At 51.7% G+C, this 19,793-nt stretch carries 17 protein-coding genes; 6 read left to right on the top strand and 11 right to left on the bottom strand.

Features of this window, described 5'->3' with window-relative positions:
• Positions 1-204: 204 nt before the first annotated feature.
• Positions 205-708, bottom strand: a complete 504-nt coding sequence (locus K3T83_RS18910) for a hypothetical protein (protein ID WP_220204514.1) — start codon at positions 706-708, stop codon at positions 205-207.
• Positions 709-1,083: 375 nt separating this feature from the next.
• Between K3T83_RS18910 and K3T83_RS18905 the strand changes: the two genes are divergently transcribed.
• The 4 genes from K3T83_RS18905 to K3T83_RS18890 all read left to right on the top strand — a co-directional run bounded on the left by K3T83_RS18905 (position 1,084) and on the right by K3T83_RS18890 (position 4,420).
• Positions 1,084-1,491 carry a hypothetical protein gene (locus K3T83_RS18905; RefSeq protein WP_220204513.1) on the top strand — a complete coding sequence of 136 codons (408 nt, stop codon included), beginning with the start codon at positions 1,084-1,086 and terminating at the stop codon, positions 1,489-1,491.
• A gap of 234 nt (positions 1,492-1,725) precedes the next feature.
• Entirely contained in the window at positions 1,726-2,691 is a 966-nt protein-coding gene (locus tag K3T83_RS18900; RefSeq protein WP_220204512.1) for a phosphotransferase, read from the top strand.
• Between the two features lie 134 nt (positions 2,692-2,825).
• The gene (locus tag K3T83_RS18895) at positions 2,826-3,311 is read left to right on the top strand and encodes an FtsB family cell division protein (RefSeq protein ID WP_220204511.1); all 486 of its coding nucleotides are present in this window, start codon (positions 2,826-2,828) and stop codon (positions 3,309-3,311) included.
• A gap of 338 nt (positions 3,312-3,649) precedes the next feature.
• A complete protein-coding gene (locus tag K3T83_RS18890; RefSeq protein ID WP_220204510.1) occupies positions 3,650-4,420 on the top strand; it encodes a gamma-glutamyl-gamma-aminobutyrate hydrolase family protein in 771 nt (256 codons plus the stop codon).
• 79 nt (positions 4,421-4,499) lie between these two features.
• Here the strand turns inward: K3T83_RS18890 and K3T83_RS18885 are convergent, their stop codons facing one another.
• From K3T83_RS18885 to K3T83_RS18865, 5 genes are all read right to left on the bottom strand, one after another.
• Complete coding sequence (locus K3T83_RS18885; RefSeq protein WP_220204509.1) at positions 4,500-5,594, bottom strand: BMP family lipoprotein; 1,095 nt, start codon at positions 5,592-5,594, stop codon at positions 4,500-4,502.
• A 355-nt stretch (positions 5,595-5,949) separates the two neighbouring features.
• On the bottom strand, positions 5,950-8,595 hold the full coding sequence (locus K3T83_RS18880; RefSeq protein WP_220204508.1) for a LabA-like NYN domain-containing protein: 2,646 nt from the start codon (positions 8,593-8,595) through the stop codon (positions 5,950-5,952).
• A 402-nt stretch (positions 8,596-8,997) separates the two neighbouring features.
• On the bottom strand, positions 8,998-9,801 hold the full coding sequence (locus K3T83_RS18875) for a CDP-alcohol phosphatidyltransferase family protein (RefSeq protein WP_220204507.1): 804 nt from the start codon (positions 9,799-9,801) through the stop codon (positions 8,998-9,000).
• Positions 9,802-10,205: 404 nt separating this feature from the next.
• Entirely contained in the window at positions 10,206-11,039 is an 834-nt protein-coding gene (locus tag K3T83_RS18870) for a PHP domain-containing protein (RefSeq protein WP_220204506.1), read from the bottom strand.
• A gap of 263 nt (positions 11,040-11,302) precedes the next feature.
• The gene (locus K3T83_RS18865; protein WP_220204505.1) at positions 11,303-11,662 is read right to left on the bottom strand and encodes an ArsR/SmtB family transcription factor; all 360 of its coding nucleotides are present in this window, start codon (positions 11,660-11,662) and stop codon (positions 11,303-11,305) included.
• Between the two features lie 239 nt (positions 11,663-11,901).
• Between K3T83_RS18865 and K3T83_RS18860 the strand changes: the two genes are divergently transcribed.
• The gene (locus K3T83_RS18860) at positions 11,902-12,333 is read left to right on the top strand and encodes a group I intron-associated PD-(D/E)XK endonuclease (protein ID WP_220204504.1); all 432 of its coding nucleotides are present in this window, start codon (positions 11,902-11,904) and stop codon (positions 12,331-12,333) included.
• A gap of 719 nt (positions 12,334-13,052) precedes the next feature.
• Here K3T83_RS18860 and K3T83_RS18855 read toward each other — a convergent pair.
• The 5 genes from K3T83_RS18855 to K3T83_RS18835 all read right to left on the bottom strand — a co-directional run bounded on the left by K3T83_RS18855 (position 13,053) and on the right by K3T83_RS18835 (position 18,308).
• Complete coding sequence (locus tag K3T83_RS18855; RefSeq protein ID WP_220204503.1) at positions 13,053-14,579, bottom strand: sensor histidine kinase; 1,527 nt, start codon at positions 14,577-14,579, stop codon at positions 13,053-13,055.
• 10 nt (positions 14,580-14,589) lie between these two features.
• On the bottom strand, positions 14,590-15,333 hold the full coding sequence (locus K3T83_RS18850) for a response regulator (RefSeq protein WP_220204502.1): 744 nt from the start codon (positions 15,331-15,333) through the stop codon (positions 14,590-14,592).
• A 129-nt stretch (positions 15,334-15,462) separates the two neighbouring features.
• Complete coding sequence (locus K3T83_RS18845; RefSeq protein WP_220204501.1) at positions 15,463-16,032, bottom strand: NUDIX hydrolase; 570 nt, start codon at positions 16,030-16,032, stop codon at positions 15,463-15,465.
• A gap of 65 nt (positions 16,033-16,097) precedes the next feature.
• Entirely contained in the window at positions 16,098-17,777 is a 1,680-nt protein-coding gene (locus tag K3T83_RS18840) for a benzoate-CoA ligase family protein (RefSeq protein ID WP_220204500.1), read from the bottom strand.
• 93 nt (positions 17,778-17,870) lie between these two features.
• Positions 17,871-18,308 (bottom strand): ester cyclase, encoded by a 438-nt coding sequence (locus K3T83_RS18835; protein ID WP_220204499.1) that lies wholly within the window; start codon positions 18,306-18,308, stop codon positions 17,871-17,873.
• Positions 18,309-18,556: 248 nt separating this feature from the next.
• Between K3T83_RS18835 and K3T83_RS18830 the strand changes: the two genes are divergently transcribed.
• Positions 18,557-19,765 (top strand): MFS transporter, encoded by a 1,209-nt coding sequence (locus tag K3T83_RS18830; protein ID WP_220204498.1) that lies wholly within the window; start codon positions 18,557-18,559, stop codon positions 19,763-19,765.
• The last annotated feature ends 28 nt before the right edge of the window (positions 19,766-19,793 follow it).

Below are 19,793 nucleotides of genomic sequence, written 5' to 3'. Positions count from 1 at the left end.
TGCCAGGCCCACGAACTAAAGACGATGGACACCACGACGGTAAGATTCTGGAAAGGTGAAACTATCGGTGATGCGGTACATGTCGTCGGAGCCAGCATGAATATATCACACGCACGAGTCAATGTCAAGAGCAGGTGTCAAGCACGCACCAGCCCCTCTTGCTTTGCGTAATGGTTGACTACCTGTTGCGAAATAAAACCTCCCCTATCTACAACCTCTGCAAGTTCTGTGATGGATGTTGGGAATATTAGCCCAACCAGACTCACGTTGCATATCATAGAAGGAATACCAGCAATTGTCAATCCACTCATTACAACAACGCAAACATGTTCCTAATTCCCGCCGTTCAAGCTCGCGATCTACAACGCCGTTGGCATGTGGATGTTTGCACATACGGGGTAACGGTGAGCCGAAACCATGCGCGTAATGCACTAGTTCATGAGCGATAGTAGTAATTAACACATATTCAGGAACTTGCTTCAATTGCAACAACGAGTTGATCCCAATAAACGAATGTGTTCTATCCAGTGCAAGACGAATCAGTCCCAAACGGCTTTTCCAGGGATAGCTATAGCTGATACGTATTTCGTTCGCTCGTGTGATATCAGAAAAATACTGTTGCCAGATCCACTCCAGATAATGCGAGAGGTCGCGCTCCATCAGCAGAGACGCGGGTATATCCAATACAACATGAGAAGCCAGCGACATTGCAAGGACTCCTTATCCGAACAATTTATGGTGAAAGTCATACTCGTGTATCCAGTATACCAAGCATATTCTAACTCAATCATTCGCTGGATGGCATGGTATGGTAGGAGCGATGGCTTGTCCTCGCCTTGGGCCTCTCGCTGGAGGGAACTGGACGAGGACAAGCCATCGCTCCTACCATACCACCACGCACAGAACAACCATGACATAACGCTTAATCGCTTCTCAGGAAATTTAGAACCACCTGACAGAGAGATTAGATTACACTGAGGCCGCCAAAATGAGCGTGAAATATGTCATCTGTCCCATGTTTTTCTGTCTTATTTCCGTTATGCTTGCTCGTATAGAGAATAGATAAGTGAGGAGGAGAACAAAATGAACTGTACGCTAACGAGAGCAACCAGTGCTGAACTGAATACATACGGTACAGACGCGAATTGGACGCCTGATACTTCTTCAGTACACAACGCGTATGCGACCGCTCCGATGGCTGCCGTCCTGCCACCTTACCAGCCTCCCAGCGAGGAAGAGTTGCATACATCTTTTGAACAGGCGATCAGCCACCGCACCAGCGAACTGCACGAGCGCCTGAGCCGCTATAGCTATCCTGCCCTGTCAGCACAGCGCCGTCATAGCACAGAGATGGATACCACAACGATCCAGGCTCAAAACCACGCCGCGCAGACTGGCTGGCAGCGCTTCGTTATCTTTTCCGGCCTGGCCCTGATCTTCATGCTGATCGGCTTCGATCTGATGGGGCTGCTTGTTCTCCATATGCACTAATACAAAACAATCTTCTTTCTCTTATCTCCCCTCTTTTCGTAGTCGAGCGATTTATCGGGGCTGCCCGAACAACTTCTCATACCATCCTGCTGCGATAATGAGTTTTGATGAACAAACCCTGTAAGGTATTTCGTAGTTTCCCGATAAATCGGGAAACTACGAAATGAGGATTGTCCCACCTGAGCCTCTCTGCTAGAATGTGCAGAAACAACACGGCAAGCAGCGAGGAACACAATGCGACTTATTCAGAGATCCGACTTTACATCCATTGCCAATCAACCGGCTTCCGATCAGCTTGAGCCGATCATTCAGACTGCCTTTGCCTGCGAGATAGTTTCGGCTAAGCTGATCGGTTCGGGGGCGTTTGGTCTCGTTTATCTGGTCACGCTTCCTTGCTCGCCTGAACGTGTGGTGGTCAAAGTCCAGAAGTTTTCGGGCTGGGGACTGCGCGAAAAGCAACAACTGGAATGTCTGCGCCAGTATGCGCCGGTGCCGGTCCCGCAGATCTATTATTATCAGCCAGAAACGGCGACCATCTGTGAAGCGCTGGTGATGGAATACCTCCCCGGAGTTCCCGGCAAAAGTCTGCGCGATCCGGCTCAGCCCACACGCCTGCGCGTCACTCGCGATATCATCGACACACTGCTGGCACTACACGAAATACGGCATCCCGGCGGCTATGGCAATCTCGATACAGCGCCCTGCTATGAGCGCTGGTGGGACTTTTATGGACAGCGCGTACGTGCTGTACACGCATATCTTCAGAGACCGTTGCCCGGCGACACTCCTATCGATACCGCAATTTTGCGGATGGCGGATCGTTCATTATCAGAAGGAGAGCGTATTTTCGCTGACTGTCAAAACAATGCTGTGCTGGTACATGGCGATTTCTGCCTGAATAACCTGCTCTTTAATCCAGCCACCAGCCGCATTGTTGGCCTGATCGATCCGCTGGATCTGCACTGGGGCGAGCGCGAACTGGATCTGGTCAACCTCACGAAAAGCCGGGGAGACCGCTTCCAACTCTTAGAAACGTATTGCCAGAGCGTCGATCTGGGCGAGCAATTTCCGCTGCGCTACTGGTTCTATCAGTTCTGGTCGTGGCTCTATTATTATGCTCTGATTCATGTTCTGGCGATGGAATGGCTTCTTTTCTGCGTGCAGAAGCTAGAGGAAGCGATGAAAAAATATCTTTTATAAGAGGTGCCAATCCTACGAGAAAAGTCACCTTTCTTTATTGACGCTTCAGAACATGTGATACCATAAAGAAAAAGTTTCCTAATTACGCTTTTATTACGTGCTATATATGGATGTATTAGAATTAAGGAGCTTATGTGCGGAATCATCCAAGAAGACCACAATTTCCATCGCGGATCGATAACAGTACAGCTAACGTTACTAGCGCGATTGGATTGGAAGAGACGGTTGGACACTCTCGCGCCCGCAGAACCTCGCTGTTCACGCATACGGTGATGTGGGTGACGGGTCTCATCTGTGCAGCCTTCCTGGTGGCGACGCTGGCTCAGGCATGGTCCAACAGCCAGTTAGAACAACGCTTACAGAAGGCTATGCAACAATATGGGCAGGTCAACGCACATAATCAAGATTTGAAGCGACAAGTCGATCATTATAAAGACCCAGCCGTTATTGAGAGCGAGGCACGACAACAACTCAACTATATTCGTCCCGGCGAGCATCCAGTGGTGATCGTGGGCCAGAACAATCCACCACGTCCCAAAGCAGCGACGAACAGTGGCGACGCAGCATCCCAGGATTACTGGCAAGAGTGGTGGAAGACCCTTCTGGGTCAAGGTAGCTAGCGGAACGAAAAGTCCTAGAACTTGACAGAAGCTGTATCATAAATGTATAACATCTGTATACAGATGATCACTAAAATGTGTACACAGGAACAGTCAAGTGAAATTACAACGCGTTAGAAATGTACGTGTCTCGATGCTTATGCGGCTCCAGTATTGTCTGGAGCCTTGCTGGTTTACTCGTGGCAGACTTGTACAAACAATGCGTTTCGTCAATTGAACGGTGCATTACTCAAAGCGGAACGCACAAGCATACTTTGAGCGTTCCGGTTTTTTTTTATTCTCTTTTTTGATCTAATTAAAGAGTACAAATTTATTGCAAATCGAAGGAGTGACTGGTAATGCGTCCATTAGTTGGAATCCCCTGTCATGCAGGGGTTGGTGCGGAGTCTGAGCGACCCATTTTCTACAATAACCGAGCGTACGTGCATGCAGTGGAGCGTGCTGGTGGTGTGCCTATTCTTATTCCAATTCTGGATGATCTCAATGGGCTAAACACATTGCTTCCTCGCTTAGACGGTCTTTTAATCTCAGGTGGCATCGATGTAGATCCCCGCAATTACCAGGAGGAGCCTCATCCCCGGTTGGGCAGAACCAACCCCAAGCTCGATGATATGGAGATAGAGCTGGTCCGCTGGGCATTGCAAGAAAATATCCCACTGCTAGGCATCTGTCGTGGCATGCAGATACTCAACGTTGCATTGGGAGGAAGTCTCTATCAGGACCTTGAAGAACTCTATCCTGATAGCTTGAAGCACCCGAACTGGGAGTTGCCGCGCAACCACATTGCACATACGATCGCCGTTGAGCCGGGGAGTCGTATGGCTGAAATTCTGGGGGAGAGCCAGATCCCGACCAACAGCCTGCATCATCAGGGCGTTAAGAAGGTCGGCGAAGGCGTCACCGTCAGTGGCCGCGCCGAAGATGGAGTAGTAGAACTGATCGAGGTCAACGGCCCCCATTTCATGCTGGCCGCGCAGTGCCATCCCGAGGAACTGCATAGTGAGCATCCAGCCTGGGCGCGTCTCTTCAAAGCCTTTATCCAGGCCTGCGAGGAGTCTGCTCTGCGCAAGGTGGAACGGGTCGAGACCCTGACAGCAAGCGCCGTATAGCTGTTTTTAACCTGTGCTTTTGACTGACAAAAAAGATGGCTGAGATTTCAGCCATCTTTTTTCTTATGCCGCAATACGCCTATGCAGGAATATCAGCTGGAGGAGTAAGCGAACCGCTCTTGATCTGATTGGCATAATCATCGGCCTTCGCCTTCGCATCATCCGGCACATCTTTGCTGAAGGGTGCATAGCCAACGCCATCGTGAGACAGATCGAAGGTTGGAGGATTGTTGGTGAACTGTCCATCCTGCGACGACTTGATCGTATCATAGACGGCCACATCCACACGTTTGAGCGCGCTGGTAATCACGCTGCTATGGATATAGCTCTGATCGGCATCCACGCCAATGCCAAACACGCCTTTCTGATCGGCTGCGTCAAGTGCACCAACTCCACAACCGCCCGCGACCTGGAAGATGATGTCAGCCTGGTGCTGGTTGATCTGGCTCAACGCCAGGTCTTTACATTTGGCTGGCGAAGTGAAGTCCTGCGAATAGTTGACCACAACGTTAACGTTCGGGTCTACCTTCTTGGCACAGAACTTATAGCCAGCAATGTAGCGGTTGACCGGCGGGATCGACTGACCACCAACGGCACCAATTGTGTTTTTGCCGAGCAGTTTAGAGATCTTGGCCTTGCCATCCAGTTCCATCTGCGCTGCGGCAGCACCGACGAGACAACCAGCCTCCTGCTCTTTAAAGAAGAGGGAAGCGACATTGGGCAACGTCTCACAATCGCTCTTGCCAGCCGGGGTCGGGCAGGCATCGATCAGAGCAAACTTTTTGTTCGTAAATTGCTTGGCTACCTGGTCAACAGGTGTTGCCATCAGGAAACCAACCCCGATCACCAGATCAGCCGCGCGAGCCGCCGAGGTCAGATTGGTGATGTAATCGTTCTGGCTCTGGGTCTGAATGATCTGTGAGGTAAAACCAAATTCTTTCTGCGCTTTTGAATAACCAGTATAAGCCAGGTGATTAAAGCCGTTATCGTTCAAACCACCAATATCTGTAACCAGCGCCACCTTCAACGGCGTCTTGTTCGTTGAGGGCGTGCTGCCACCATTCCCACTGGTCGAGCCTCCGGTACTGCCACCGCCGCCACCGCAAGCGGTTAACAACAGAGCAAATAATGCCACGAGCGAAGCCACCCACATCAGGTTGCCAGACTTGCGCATGCAAAAGTCCTTTCTTCTCTTCACAAAAAGAGAGACAAATAAGTTCACAGTAAGTTCACAGTACGAGTGAACTTTCACAACCAAAATCGGGAATGCTTCCCCATTTCGTAGTTGCGCGATTTATCGCACTCGTCCCGCGCCATAATTACGTTGAGGGCCACCAGCGCGATAAATCGCGCAACTACGAAATGGGGGGATCACTGTCCTAAATTGTTAAAATTCTTCATACAGCGTCCATCCACCTTCTATCGATTATATACGTAGCAAAAGAACGGTTTTCTCACAATGGGTCAGCTAGAAAAAAAAGATGCCCGGCCTCGTATAGGTCGGGCATCTTTTTTCTACGAAATGCAAGCTATGAACGAATCTCTTCAAGCATTGAAAGATTGACGAACAGATCGCAGCTCTGACGCAGCGTGGCGGACATGGCCTCATCAAAGGCGGCCACTTCGACGCGCACACCATGATCGGAGCAATAGTCGAGCATGGGCATGAAGTCGCTATCGCCGCTGACCAGGACGATGCAGTCCACAGCGCGGCCATCAACCAGACGCACCACATCCATACAGAGGTCCAGGTCGAGATCAGCTTTCTTAGCACCGCTTGAGAACGTCTTATAGTTCTTCGTGGTGATTCGATAGCCCAGACCCTTCACAGCCTGCAAGAACATCTGCTCGTCGCCAGCCTGCGGACTGGTGGGGCAATAGGCATGCGCACGCACCAGACGGCGGTTGCCGCGCAAGAAGTCCAGCAACTTGCCGAAATCCACCGAGATGCGCAGCGTGCGAGCCGAATAGAGCAAGTTAGCAACATCGACAAACACACCAACGCGCTCCGTCGAGGGGAACGGCGGCAAGGAGACCGAAACGTTGGTCGGAGCCGCATTCGTGCGACGCAGTTCTGCCACCATTCGATCCGTCTGATTTTGTAGCGCCTGAACCAGCGAATTCGTTAGCTGGTTGAACGCAGCGGTCGTCAACCCTCCCTCGTGGCCATGCGAGCGGCCAGGATAGAGCGGAGTCGGAGTTCGCTGTGTCTCAGCGCGGTTCACGGTGCGACCATCGCGCGACAACACGCTGCCACGAGCTGGCGATGGATCTGGTCCCATGAAGGGGCCGGTCGTATCGTTGCCCTGATTCATCTGGCTGACGGTATAGCCCGACACGATGGAATAGCCAGCAGCACCATTAGCCGTCGCGCTGGCGGCGGGCTGCGATGGCGCAGGAGGCGGCGTAGATGGCACAACTGGTGCTTCCCCAAGAGGAGAGGTGGTCGGAGTTGGCGCTGTTGGCGTCTCAGCTGGAGCAGCGGCGGCCGTTGAGCCATTCCCATTGCCAGCGCTGGAGCGATGGCGGCGGCGACGGCGTGTTGTACTGGTTTTCTGTAATTCGGCATATTCCAATGGCGGCAGATCTTCGGGGGCAATCTCTTCCAGTTGCATAGGTGCAGGCTCCACGACAGGATTAACAGGTTCAACGACAGGAGGGGTGGCGGGGGTTGCCGCAGCAGTCTCTTTCTGACGGTCATGACTTCGACGGCGGCCAGTTTCGGGTGCAGCAGCGCTCTGAGTCTCCTGCGCGGGCGACTCCTGTTGCTTGCTGACTGGTTGTTCTGCCTGGACCGATTTATTGGCAACTTTTGTAGTAGGCTCCGCCGTCTGCTCGCTGGCAACGGTGGAAGAGGAACGGCTCAACGTCTCTTTGTTCTCTTCGGAACGAGTTGATGCAGCGGGAGCAGTGCCATTATTAGAGGCAGCCGGACGGTCAAAGCGATAGCGGCGCGCAGGACGTGGCGGCGCTGGCGGCTCGGCTGGCGCTGTTTGCTGGCCCACCTGCTCTACAAGCGGGGTTGCAGTGGGTTCGCTTGCTGCTGATTGCCCGGCCTTTGTCACAGCAGGGGTCTGTCCCTCAGTCGATCGCGCTGGCTTTTCGGCGGGAGCTTCAACAACAGGCTCTTCGCGCAGGTGACGCGCGTGACGAGAAGAGCGTACACGTGGCGAGGCGGGACGCAGCAACGGCGATACTGCTCGCTCTGGTGCTGGCGGCGTTGGTACACTACTCTCAACGGCTGGCGTCTCGCTGCTGGTTGCCTCAACCTTCTCTGGCTCAGCAGGAGCTGCGAGTTGCTGAGGTTCGCCGGTCTCCACAGCGGGCGTTACCGGGGTCTCTGCCTCAGCTTTCGCCTCTGCAACTGGCTCAACCGGGACTTCTACTTTCGCCTCTCCCTCTTTTGATTCTACAGGGACTTCTGCTTTCGGCTCTTCTGACGACTCCGCATTCGGCTCTTCCAGCACTTCTGTTTGCATTTCTCCCAGTACTGCCGTCAGAGCCTTCATTGCTTCCGCGGTTAACTCAGACACAGAGGATTCAACGACAACGACCTCTTCTTCAGTTGGGGCAGTTCCTTCTGCGGCGGGAACAGGTGTTTCCTGGGTAGAGGCTTCCTGCTGTGCAGGAGCGGAAAGATCGTTAACAGAGGGTAGCAAATTGGCGACTTCCATTGGCGTTTCCGGCAAAGAAACCTGACGGCGCGCCTGCTCTTCCGCGAGCCGAAACTCCTCGATAAAAGCGGTAAAAGGCCGTACCTCGTTTTCGCTCTCCTTTGTAAAAGAGAGGACATCCTGATACGGGAACTCAACGTGGACCGCCTCTGTAACAGGCGCTTCGGGCGTTGATGTCTCTTCTTCCACCGAAGCCTCGGCGCTTGGCGGCTGCTCCTCCTTGCCACCTTCACTCTCCTCAACAGGAGCCGTTTCAGCGCTCTGAACTGGCTCCTCAACGGAGGAGGGAGTTGGTGCAGCAGTCTCATCAGAAGCCTCTGGGGTTACTTCGGGAATTGAAGCAACAGGTTCAGTTGAGGAGGTGCTGACCTGCTCTTCTGCTTCCGTCGGTGTAGTGGTCTCAGAAGCAATGGAATCGGCCGAGGCTTCGGGGGTAGACGGATGCTGCACGACTGTTGCATCAACGTCGTCATGTTCTTGTTGTGTATGTTGTGTTGTCACTAAGAACTCCAGTCTCAGTTGCTACGGACCAGAGGAAATGAGATCACCATAGAGTATGTTCGACTGAAGATTGTAGGGGCAACCATTCTATACCCATGCCATGTTCAGCTGTTGCCGATAGATGTAAGAAAAAATGGGCGGAAGCACAGACATCGAATAGAGAATATATGCTTCACAACGGTTCCGCTCCATACAAGATCTTCGGCAGTCAATATACGCTGTGCTATGATGATCTGTCCAAACCAGACGGGATATACCACTTCCATGCACACATCCACGCTAATTTGTACGAATAGATAATACCTCTGATGATACTATCTCTGGTGATGTTCTCCCTGATACCGTGCTCACCAGCGATACTACCTGCGATGATGCTATCTCCGGTCCGAACTTAGTTCATGTCTACGCCGTTTCTTCACGTTTGATATTCCCACCTTTGAACGGCGGTACACCGGTGGGGCGGGAGCGAACGTCAGATTCATGCGCTTCGTTCGTCCCTGCTGCCTCTGGCAGTTGATGATGGTCCGATCTGACATCGGGCTGGCTGGCAACTTGTGTCGTTTCGTTTGTCTGACGCACTTGCTCAGCAGTGAGATGACGTGCTTTCCGCCATACCGCGATCATACGCTCAACGGCGGTCACGTTTGAGAATACTGCCAGCAAAGCCAGCGCCCAGATACCAGTGTTTGTTAAGAGTCCAATAGCCAGTATGATGACACGTTCGGGACGGGCAAGCAGTCCTGTCTTACACTCAATTCCCAGACCTTCGGCACGAGCTTTCGTATAACTGACCATAAGAGAGCCGACCACCGCAACATAGATGAAACCTATCATCCAATTTTGCTCATGAGCAGCAGGCCAGAGCGAATCTTGCATGTCGGGATGCTGCATGACATACCAGAGCAATCCAAACAGGATAATACTTTCTGAATAGCGGTCGAGCGTCGAATCTAAGAAAGCGCCAAAGGTGGTGGCGGCGTTTCGGACGCGAGCCATCGCCCCATCAAACATATCAAAGATGCCTGCAAACAGCACTAACCAGCCCCCGGCAAACAGGAAACCTTGAGCAATGACCACTGCCGTCAGTATACTGAGCAGCAGCCCGATCCCCGTTAACATATTAGGAGTGACACCTAGTCGAGCCAGAGGTGAAATCAGCAATGCGACTAGTTGCCTGGCTCGTTGCTGTATGCGTCTGCTAAACATACCATCATTGTATCACACTTAGGCTCATTGGACTAGCTCTTTTTGGTAGAGCCTGTAATTTTCCTTGCATCTTCGCTCAAATGTTCGCTATTATTATCATTTTTGAGAAGAGAACTTTGTGTATAACAAAAACCATCGGGTAGTAGAAATACGTACACTCATTCTTCCTACCCCCCAAAAGTAATGCCGTCTCTCGCCCTCAAGAAGATGCAGACAAAAAGAAACCATAATGGGAGAGGATGTCTCCTCCCATTATGGTTCGTACACCCGGACGTGGCTGAATATACACAAAACGATCATGCTTCCTTACATTAGCACTACAATTTGAGCATCTACGAGGACCAGCCGTCGCCCCTGCCATATTCGAGGACTATCCACGTTTCATTTCCCTAACGCACTAATAATTACGCTACCTGCACCTCTGAGCGTGTTTTACGGGCCTCGCGACCCTGCTTGCTCACGCGATGGCGCATCCATTGAAAGTAATCCTGCACGTCCCAGAGCTTGCCACCGGCAGCTGTCAACCCGGCTTCTACCGTTTTGCGCAAATCAACGGCGTTCTTGCCCTCGAACCAGGTCATCCCGCTACCAATTGAGTTTAGCGCATGAGCATCGCTATTGCCAAGTTCGGGCAGATGATAGATTTCGCGGTTGGTACGCATAGCTACACGATTTGCATAAATGCCACAGAAACTAGCATTCCAGGTCTCAATCCCATCGAACCAGACATCCTTTGCGGCATGAATACGATCCATCACTTCACGCTGACAACTGTGGCGGAACAGGCGATGCAGAGGATGGGCAATCACGGCCATGCCGCCCTGCTCGTGGATCAGATCGATGCTACGCTCCATGCTCAAACCGGACGGGACGCTCTTCTCAATAAAGAGGCCAAGCAGATGTCCCTCTTTGGTCGTTACCTCTTCGCCAACGATAAAATCGAAGCGATACGAGCCTTTAGACCAGAAATCGCGAGCGCGGAGAGCGCCTTCGATCACGTCATGATCGGTAATTGCAATCACATCGAGAGTGGTATTGTTTTGCACATGATCGAGGATTTGTTGAATGGTTGCACAACCATCACTATAAGTACTATGCATATGAATATCAGCTTTACCATGTTTGCCTGCATGGAACGCCTGTTGTGGAGTCATCTGTTTCAGCGGATGGCGCGTTGTTTTGTGAGATGATGTTTTTTCCATTGTTTGATCGTTGTGGTTCCTTTTGTTACTAATCATGTGGTTCCTTCTCAACCTCTCCGTTGCTCAGGATCGAACTATCCTCTGCTTCAACAGTAGCATATACGTGTTAAAACCGAGTAAGCGTGAAGCAAAATCATATATAACGCTATGTTAAGAGATCATGTAACCTTATTCTTTGTTTCCTACCTCTTTCTATCCCTTCTCATCCCTGAAGAATAGTGGAGTATAAGGTTGCATTGTGGGAGAAACGATTTCCGCCTGTATCCCGTCGGGTATCAGCAAGTAGCGCGGGCATCTCGTCAGTCCTCCAGAGCGACATCCATCGCTTCATCAGGCTCCATCAGAGCTGCGCCGACGAGAGGAGCTTCAACCCAGATGGCCGGGTCCACCAGACCTTCGAGGCGTTGCAGGCAATAGTGGAAACGCTGAAGGTTCAGAGAGCAATAGACCTGGCGTCCAACACGTCGCGTCTCTATCAGGCCGGCCCGACGCAACTTCCGCAGATGCCAGGAAACAAGCGGCTGGCTGATGCTCAACATTTCTGTGAGATGTGTCACCGTGACTTCTTCTTGCTGGCGTGCCAGATGATAGACAATGGTGAGACGGGCCACGTCTGCCAGCGCCTTCATCATATTTTTCAATTCACGCCAATCATTCATCAAGCTGTTTATCCTTGGCTATTATGTCGCAACACATAAAGCTTTGTTTCATAAATTTGTATTTATATTTTAAAAGATAGATTGCTCGCTGTCAAGACTATGGTCCAAAAAGATAAGAGTACTATCAAAGCAATGAATGCAACCAAATGGAAGAAAATATGCTTCCCATTATATAGAACATCAGGCGAGAGCAAAATTCTTTCCTGATATCAAAATAAAGCGAAAAGGATATGTGGATTGTGGCACAAGTCGGACCAAAAAGGCACACAGATAAGACAGGAGACATTAGCGAGGCAGCTATTATAGCTCGTCTTTTACAGGTAGGTTATGGCGTCTTAATTCCTTACGAAAAGAACCATCGTTATGATGTATTGATTGAAGATGCTGATGGAAATTACTGGCATATCCAATGTAAAACAGGTTGGATGGATGAAGAGCGAACAGTTATCAATTTCGCCACTGCCAGCAGTTATAACCATACTGCACAGCAGAAGGGATGGAGAAATTACAGGGGGCAGGTAGATTATTTCGCAGTTTATTGCGAAGAGCTTAATAAAATCTATCTTATTCCAGTAGAAGCCGTTGGCATCACGCAAGCCAAATTAAGGCTCACAGCTACGAAAAATAAGCAGGAGAAAAATGTACGATGGGCAAACGACTATGAACTATAAAAAATGCTCTCTTGAATACAAAAAGGAGCCTTAACAGGCTCCTTCATGTTGAGTGGGTGACCAGGGACTTGAACCCTGAACCTAGCGAGTGAAGCAGATCGTCGGTTATCCCGATTCTCCCCTCCCGAACCGGACTTGCGCCTTTCAACGCATCCGGCTCTCCAGGCCGTCTTTACTAGATTGCCCTGCGCTCCTTCCCCGTGTCCCAAGCATTACCCTGAGCGTTTGAGTACTATGAGCGCTCCGTCGCCATGCGCTTTCGCGTTTAGGCGATCCCCAGGTTACACAAAACCTTCGGTTCGTAGGTAGGCACCCCTTACGTCTCTCAAAGGGTTCTGATGAAGGCTTTATCAACGCTCTTAATTGTTCATTGATAACACCAGACATCGAGCCTCAATACCATGCTCGATGGGGATACCACTATCCCACCACGACTAGGGTTCAAACAATCAGCCTTTGCCCTGTACGACCTGGCTGCCCGCCCTTCGCTCCTGGTATTAGAGCTTCTGCGGACTTTTACACAACATGCTATTGTCCTCTCACACCTTTCGGCGGAAGAGTAAGTTGCTGCCTTACTCACATTGCCTTAGTGAGATCATGCCGACGCATGATAGAAGGTCTTGCGCCTCTCCGGGCGCACATTAAGAGTCGCTTGCTCTGCCATTGAGCTAGTCACCCTTGCTTTCGCCACACGATAATACCATACTCCCCCTCATCCGTCAAGTAGTTTTTGCAGGGATTGGGGAAACATTTACAGCACGCGACTGAGGAGGTGCTGACAACTGCTGGGATCGCATCAGCGGGAGCGTAAAGGTGATGCGCGTCCCTTTGTTTAGCTCGCTCTCCGCGCTAATCGTGCCACCGTGCGCGGTGATGATCGCTTTCACAATTGCCAGTCCCAGACCACTGCTACCACCTGTCCGCGCGCGATCGGCTCGATAGAAGCGCTCGAAGATGTGCGGCAGATCTGCCGCATCGATGCCTGATCCGGTATCGCTCACCCAGACATGCAAATTCTTGCCCTTTGGTATCGCGCCAATAGAGATGCGCCCACCCTCTGGAGTGTGGCGGCGCGCATTGTCCAGCAGATTGAGCAAGACCTGAGTGATGCGGTCGCTATCGGCCCGAACGAGCGGCGTCCAGGGCGAGATCTCGTTATGCACAGAGATGCCCATCTGCTCACATTCCGGCTCGATCACCGCCAGCGTCTCATCAACCAGCGAATGGATGTTCAGCGGCGCAAGATCAAGTTGGACCTGGCGCGATTCCAGCGAGGAGACCTGGCGCAGATCGGCCACCATTCGTCGCAGACGCAATACTTCGCGTCCGATGCGCTGGGCCGTCTCCTGTCTGGCCGCTACGTCGGGGATCATATCGTCCGCCAGCGCCTCGCTGAAACCCTGGATGGCTGTGAGCGGCGTGGCGAGGTCGTGCGCTATATTGGCAAGCAGCTCTCGTCGTGCCTGCTCCTGACGCCGTAGTTCGCCCATATCAGCCTCTATTGTATCGGCCATCTCATTAAACGTCTGCGCTAATAGTTCCAGTTCGTCGTGCGTCTTTGGCGGCAGCACACGCTGTGCATATTTCCCCTGCTTCATCTGCTCAGCGGCATCGGTCAAAGACTTCAACGGCTGCGTCAGGCGGGTAGCGAACAGGATGCTGAAGAACAGCACAACCAGCGAGACGGCCAGCACGGTGAGCAAAATCGCGGTATTCACCTGACTGGGAAAGGCATCGGGATAGATCTGAGGATCGGAGAGAAACAATGCCCCGATCGTATGGTCGTTGAGAGTAATTGGCACGCTGACGAAGAGCGACGAATAGGTGCCGTTCTGCGTTACTACCGGCAAATAGCCACTTTTGATCTCGCCTCCCAATGATGCGGAAAGGGCGTTACGGAGAATGGGGTCGTTACAATTTCCGTTTAAAATGAATGCTGGCTCAGCGCAGGCGATCAGAGTTCCGTGACCATCGGTCAGCACCAGGACCGCCGGGTCGTTGGGGGAGATGTGAATCTGATTCACCTTGCCCCAACTGCCCGCGCGTTGATAGATGTAGGAGATATATTGCGCGCGATAGAGCGCGGCTTCGCGCAGGGCATTAAGCTGCGTGCTGTTAAAATAGCTCTGAACAGCGAGAGCGATGATGACCGCCATAATCAGCACTGCCCCCAGCGCGACCGCCAGGTAGCTCAATACCAGTTTGGCTTTCAAACTCAAATGAGGAAAGACGAACAGACTGCGCATAAGGCACGCCTCACTCTCCTTTGGAAGGTGCCGAGGGAAATGGCACGAACTTATAACCAACTCCCCATACTGTTTGAATACGATGAGGCACGTCCGCAGCTGCCTCCAGCTTCTTCCGCAATGTGCCAATATGAACGTCAACGGTGCGACCGTCTCCAAGATAGGTGTAGCCCCACACCTGATTCAACAATGCCTCTCTGGTGAAGACCCGATCCGGTGCCTGCGAAAGTGTCACCAGCAAATCAAACTCCTTGACCGTTAACGCGACCTGATGCCCATTCACGGTCACGCGTCGCGCCGGAATATTGAGCAACAGCCCACCATAGCGCAGCTCTTCCTGCGCCGTTTTTTCGGGAATGGCCTCTTCTCTGCCTATTTCCGGCTGCTCTCGTACTGTCGTGCTGCGCCTGAGAATCGCCTTGACCCGACTTACCAGTTCGCGCGGACTGAACGGCTTAACGAGATAATCATCGGCCCCCACTTCCAGGCCCGCAATCCGATCCTCTTCACCCTGACGGGCTGTCAACATCAGAATCGGTGTATTGGCCCAGGCCCGAATACGGCGGCACACCTCCATACCATCCAGAGCCGGCAACATCAAATCGAGAATAACCAGATCAGGCTGCTCGCGAGCATGCAATTCCAGCCCCGCTATCCCATCGCTGGCATTGATCACCGCATACCCTGCCTGCTCTAGATAGAGTCGAATAACTTGCGTGATATTGGCTTCATCCTCAATCACAAGAATCTTCATCTCAATCTCCACGCCCGGTCTCTGATACACTACCGTAACAAGTGTATCAGTAAGCCTTAAAGAAAGTTCCTGAAATATGTAAAATTTCTGTGATGTTCTCAGGAGCCGGGTTTATGTACCCTTCCCTTGCTACAACGTCGCTTTTAAGAAGCCGAGGCGCTCCAATGCCATATATGCCGCCGCGATCTGCCCCTGCACAGCAAACTCGCCGCTATGAATCAGCTCCAGCAGTTCTCCCGGCGTGACCAGACGATTCTCGATGACCTCGACGGGATCAATTTTCTGCGCGCCCGTTTTACGCACATTATATGCCAGATACCACCAGATCCGTGTCACAGCCCCGCTAGGATTCGCCAGCATGTGCGCCAATAGCTCCATCCTGTCAGTGCTGTATCCCGACTCCTCCATCAGCTCGCGGTGCGCCGCCTGCACAGGATCATCCTCCCCCTCATCAATGCCTCCCGCCGGAAACTCTACAACTTCAAGTCCAATTCCATGCTTATATTGCGTATTGAGCAGAAAATAGCCATCCTCGGTATAGGGAACGATGCCCACCCAACCGCGATTCTCAATAATATAATAATCGGGAACAATGATCCCTTCAGGCAGTTCAACTTCTTCGCGCCGCACTTTCAGGTACGGCGTATCGAGGATACGTTTTGCTGAACGTACCTTCCAGAGCCTCTTCTCTTGCGTCATGTACAGTCCTTCCAGCCAGATTCGATGGAGAGAGATGAGCGTTCTCATTCTCTCTCCATCATCGGTTATATATTCTTTACGGCGGAAGGGTCCAATGGTTCCGTCTGTCCGGTGCCACGCAAGAGAAAACGCTGGATCTTGCCCGTCGCCGTCTTGGGGAGTTCCGGCACAAATTCGATGAAACGCGGATACTTAAACGGCGCAATGTGCTGCTTGACGAACGTTTTCAGCTCCTCAGCCAGCTGCTCAGAGGGCGTCTGTCCGATGCGCAAAACAACAAATGCTTTGGGCTTGACCAGATTTTCTTGATCGAATACACCCACGACTGCTGCCTCTAATACTGCCGGGTGCGCGATCAGCGTGTTCTCCACCTCGACGGGAGACACCCATTGGCCGCCTACCTTGAGCATATCATCTGCGCGCCCACAGTACCAAAAATAGCCCTCTTCGTCCTGGTAATATTTATCGCCAGTCTGAATCCAGCGGCCCATCATGGCATCGCGAGTCTTGTCGTGCTTGTTCCAATAATAAGCCGCCGTACTCTCCCCACTGATCAACAGATTGCCGATATCGCCAGCAGGCACGGGCTGTCCTTGCTCATCTGTAATCACCGCCTGATAACCAGGCACAAGCTTGCCAGAGCTGCCCGGCTTCATATCATCGATGCGGTTGCTAATGAATATATGAAGGATCTCGGTCGAGCCAATCCCATCTAGAATCGGCACGTGAAAGTGCTGTTCCCAGCGCCGCAGAATATCGGCAGGAAGCGCCTCACCAGCCGAAACACAGACGCGCAACGACGAACAATCGAAGCGCTTCTCCGCGTCAGGCAGGGCGAGCATCGAGGCATACAGCGTTGGCACACCGAAAAAGATGGTGGGACGATACTGTTCGATCACTTTGAACATCGCTTCCGGTAGAGGGCGTCCAGGATGATAGACAGCGCTCCCTCCTACGCTAAACGGGAAGTAGAGATTGTTGCCGAGGCCATAGGCGAAATAGAGCCGGGCAGCGGAAAAGGTAATATCACTCTCCTGAATATCAAGAATGCCCTTTGCATAGTAATTGGCGCAATAAGTCATATCATGTTGCAAATGAACGCAGCCTTTGGGAAACCCGGTACTGCCTGAACTATAGAGCCAGAACGCGCTATCATCTTTGCTGGTCTCGGCCGCCTGCAAAGTGGGCGAGGCATGAGCAACCCAATCCGCGAAGTTATGGATGAATTGCGTATTCGCGGGACTATGGACAGCAACATGAGAAGAAGCTGTATGCCCCGCTTCATCGTTCTCGTTCACAATCACTACATGGCGCAAGCATTTGAGTTGCGGCAGGATTTGTTGAATGTTTTGCCAGAGCGTGGCATGGACCAGGAGAACACGCGCACGGCTATCGTTGAGCATATAGATGTAATCATCCGGGCGGAGCAACGTATTCAAGGGAACGGGTACGGCTCCCATCTTGATTGCCCCAAAGAAGGCGGCGGCGAAATGCGGAGAGTCGAGCAGGAGGAGAGCGATGCGCTGTTCTATGTCAACGCCAAGTTCGAGCAGACCATTGCCGATGCGATTGGCAAGCTCTGCAATTTGCGCATAGCTATAGGTTTTTCCTTCATAATAAACGGCAGTTTTTGCGCCGCGTCCCTCCGTCAGATTACGATCCAGAAAAGCAACGGCGGCGTTAAAGGTATCGGGTAACTTGATCTGAGGTTCCAGGGCGTGGGCGGCGGATTGTCCGTAGAGCATAGTATCACCTCTCTTCTCTGAGAGCGCAAACAACATACGTACAAATTGATGCCAGTTCTTATTGTACCCAAATTCAAGAGAAGATGATACCTATCAGATTGCTGCTTTTTCCTGAGGCGGAACGGTGGCAGTAAGTTGCTGATAGATCCCCCAGAGATCTGGCTGAGAACGATTCTCAACGACACGACCATCCTTAACTTTCACTATAGTCACGGTTTCCCAACTCACACGGCGACCGGTTGCTGGAATACCAAGGAAGTCGGCCACATGGGTTGCCTCCGCACGCGAACGAACCACAACCGTATCCTGCCCTTCAACAGCATCTTCGATGCTCGTGTGCCAATCGGCAAACGGAAGCAGCATATTCCTCGTGAGGTTCTGGAAAGCTGTCTCGAAACCAGTTGTCCAGTCAAAGAGGCCAATACAGATATCTCGAAATCCTTCCAGATCTACTACCTCCCCCAGGTGTTCAAAATCGCGCGATCTTAGACGGCTTTGATATTCCTTGTAGATCTCTAGTGGACTTGCCATAGATTTCTCCCCTTTCTCAGAGATATTCCTTTGTCGCAGAAAGTACATATTGACATTTTAGCATCTTATGGTATAAAAATACTCGCGAATAGATTGACATTTTAGAAGGTGCTCTATAAATATGGATCGTATTTACATTCATTCGCATCCTATATAAGTCCTCCTCCCACGCGCTAAAAAGGCGCGAGCACCTCCTGTAGGAACGCTCATTGTCTATGAGTTTGATTTCTATCAGGAGGGTTATTCTTATGTCTTTTTTCTGGCGTTTTGTGCCTTCACGTGAGCTGTTACGCATTCCTCTGCTTCGCTGGTTAGTCATCACACGTTTCTCAGGTGATCTGTTTTTCTACTCGACAACGATGGTGCTCTTTGAGCAACAACGTGGACTCAACTTCACGGAAATGTTTCTCATGGAAGCCATTCTCTCGGGAGCCATCCTGCTTGCCGATATTCCCACAAGTGTCTGGGCAGAACACATTGGCTATGCCAAAATGATGCTCATTGGACGAACTATTGGCCTCGTTGGGATGGGCTTTTTTGCGAGCGCTCATGGTTTCTGGATGTTCGCTGTGGCTGAGACCCTTGGTGGCATCGCTATTGCCTCTGTCTCTGGCTGCGAAAGTGCCTTAATCTACACCTCCTTGCCGCCTCAAAAAAGAAGCAGTCAAGGAAGCGATGCTTTCGCTCTACTCAGCAGTGCTTCAAGCGCAAGTTTCTTTCTGGGACTCCTTACTGGTAGCTTCCTGGGTGCCTACAGCCCAACACTTGCCGTTGTTGCAAGTTTTGCTCCTGCTCTGCTTGCTTTCGTCGCATCCCTTCGTTTATCCCATTATGCCCCGGCTACCGGCGTTCAGGAGAAAAAAGAAGCGGCCCGGGTTACGCAGATCGTACGCATTGCATGGCATACCATCTGCACACAACCCGGACTCGCTTTCTTGAGTCTCCTTCGTTGGGTCGCTTTTGCTATGACAAATTCCATTTTCTGGTATAACCAGCCCTACTTTCAAAAAGCGGGTATTCCTATTGCTTTTTTTGGGCCTCTCATGGCTGCTACAATGGGGCTGCAACTGTTTCTGGTTCTCCGAAGCACAACCTTTCAAAGAATACTGGGAACTCGTTCCTTGCTTATGTGTTCTTGCCTTCTCCCTGGTCTCTGCTACATACTGCTCACCTGGCTCCATACTCCCCTCCTCACGATAGGGCTGGTAGCAGGTGTGGTCTGCTTCTCTGCCTGGCAGACGCCAATTATAGAGCAAGAGGTGAATAAACGTATTTCAGATACGTCGCGTGCCACAACGCTCTCTGCGCTCTCCCTCATTGGCATGTTGGGGAAGAGCACGGTTGATCCAGTCATAGGGCACCTGGGAGACATCGGACTGGATAGGGTCAGTATGGGACTGGGCAGCATGTTACTCTTTCTGGGCATCGTCGCTTTCCTGCTCATTCCTCGGAAGTGAACAAATGAAGCGGCGGGATCGCGGGCCT

This window comes from Reticulibacter mediterranei, assembly GCF_016587455.1.
The sequence above is the reverse complement of the archived record's forward strand: the minus strand, read 5'-3'. Positions and strand labels throughout refer to the sequence as shown.

Excerpts from the sequence above, each read along its gene's own strand:
- K3T83_RS18835 (WP_220204499.1), bottom strand. The coding sequence starts at position 18,308 with ATGGCAAGTCCACTAGAGATCTACAAGGAATATCAAAGCCGTCTAAGA.
- K3T83_RS18900 (WP_220204512.1), top strand. The coding sequence starts at position 1,726 with ATGCGACTTATTCAGAGATCCGACTTTACATCCATTGCCAATCAACCG.
- K3T83_RS18870 (WP_220204506.1), bottom strand. The coding sequence starts at position 11,039 with ATGATTAGTAACAAAAGGAACCACAACGATCAAACAATGGAAAAAACA.
- K3T83_RS18850 (WP_220204502.1), bottom strand. The coding sequence starts at position 15,333 with ATGAAGATTCTTGTGATTGAGGATGAAGCCAATATCACGCAAGTTATT.
- K3T83_RS18910 (WP_220204514.1), bottom strand. The coding sequence starts at position 708 with ATGTCGCTGGCTTCTCATGTTGTATTGGATATACCCGCGTCTCTGCTG.
- K3T83_RS18840 (WP_220204500.1), bottom strand. The coding sequence starts at position 17,777 with ATGCTCTACGGACAATCCGCCGCCCACGCCCTGGAACCTCAGATCAAG.
- K3T83_RS18855 (WP_220204503.1), bottom strand. The coding sequence starts at position 14,579 with ATGCGCAGTCTGTTCGTCTTTCCTCATTTGAGTTTGAAAGCCAAACTG.
- K3T83_RS18845 (WP_220204501.1), bottom strand. The coding sequence starts at position 16,032 with ATGACGCAAGAGAAGAGGCTCTGGAAGGTACGTTCAGCAAAACGTATC.
- K3T83_RS18905 (WP_220204513.1), top strand. The coding sequence starts at position 1,084 with ATGAACTGTACGCTAACGAGAGCAACCAGTGCTGAACTGAATACATAC.
- K3T83_RS18830 (WP_220204498.1), top strand. The coding sequence starts at position 18,557 with ATGTCTTTTTTCTGGCGTTTTGTGCCTTCACGTGAGCTGTTACGCATT.
- K3T83_RS18890 (WP_220204510.1), top strand. The coding sequence starts at position 3,650 with ATGCGTCCATTAGTTGGAATCCCCTGTCATGCAGGGGTTGGTGCGGAG.
- K3T83_RS18865 (WP_220204505.1), bottom strand. The coding sequence starts at position 11,662 with ATGAATGATTGGCGTGAATTGAAAAATATGATGAAGGCGCTGGCAGAC.
- K3T83_RS18875 (WP_220204507.1), bottom strand. The coding sequence starts at position 9,801 with ATGTTTAGCAGACGCATACAGCAACGAGCCAGGCAACTAGTCGCATTG.
- K3T83_RS18885 (WP_220204509.1), bottom strand. The coding sequence starts at position 5,594 with ATGCGCAAGTCTGGCAACCTGATGTGGGTGGCTTCGCTCGTGGCATTA.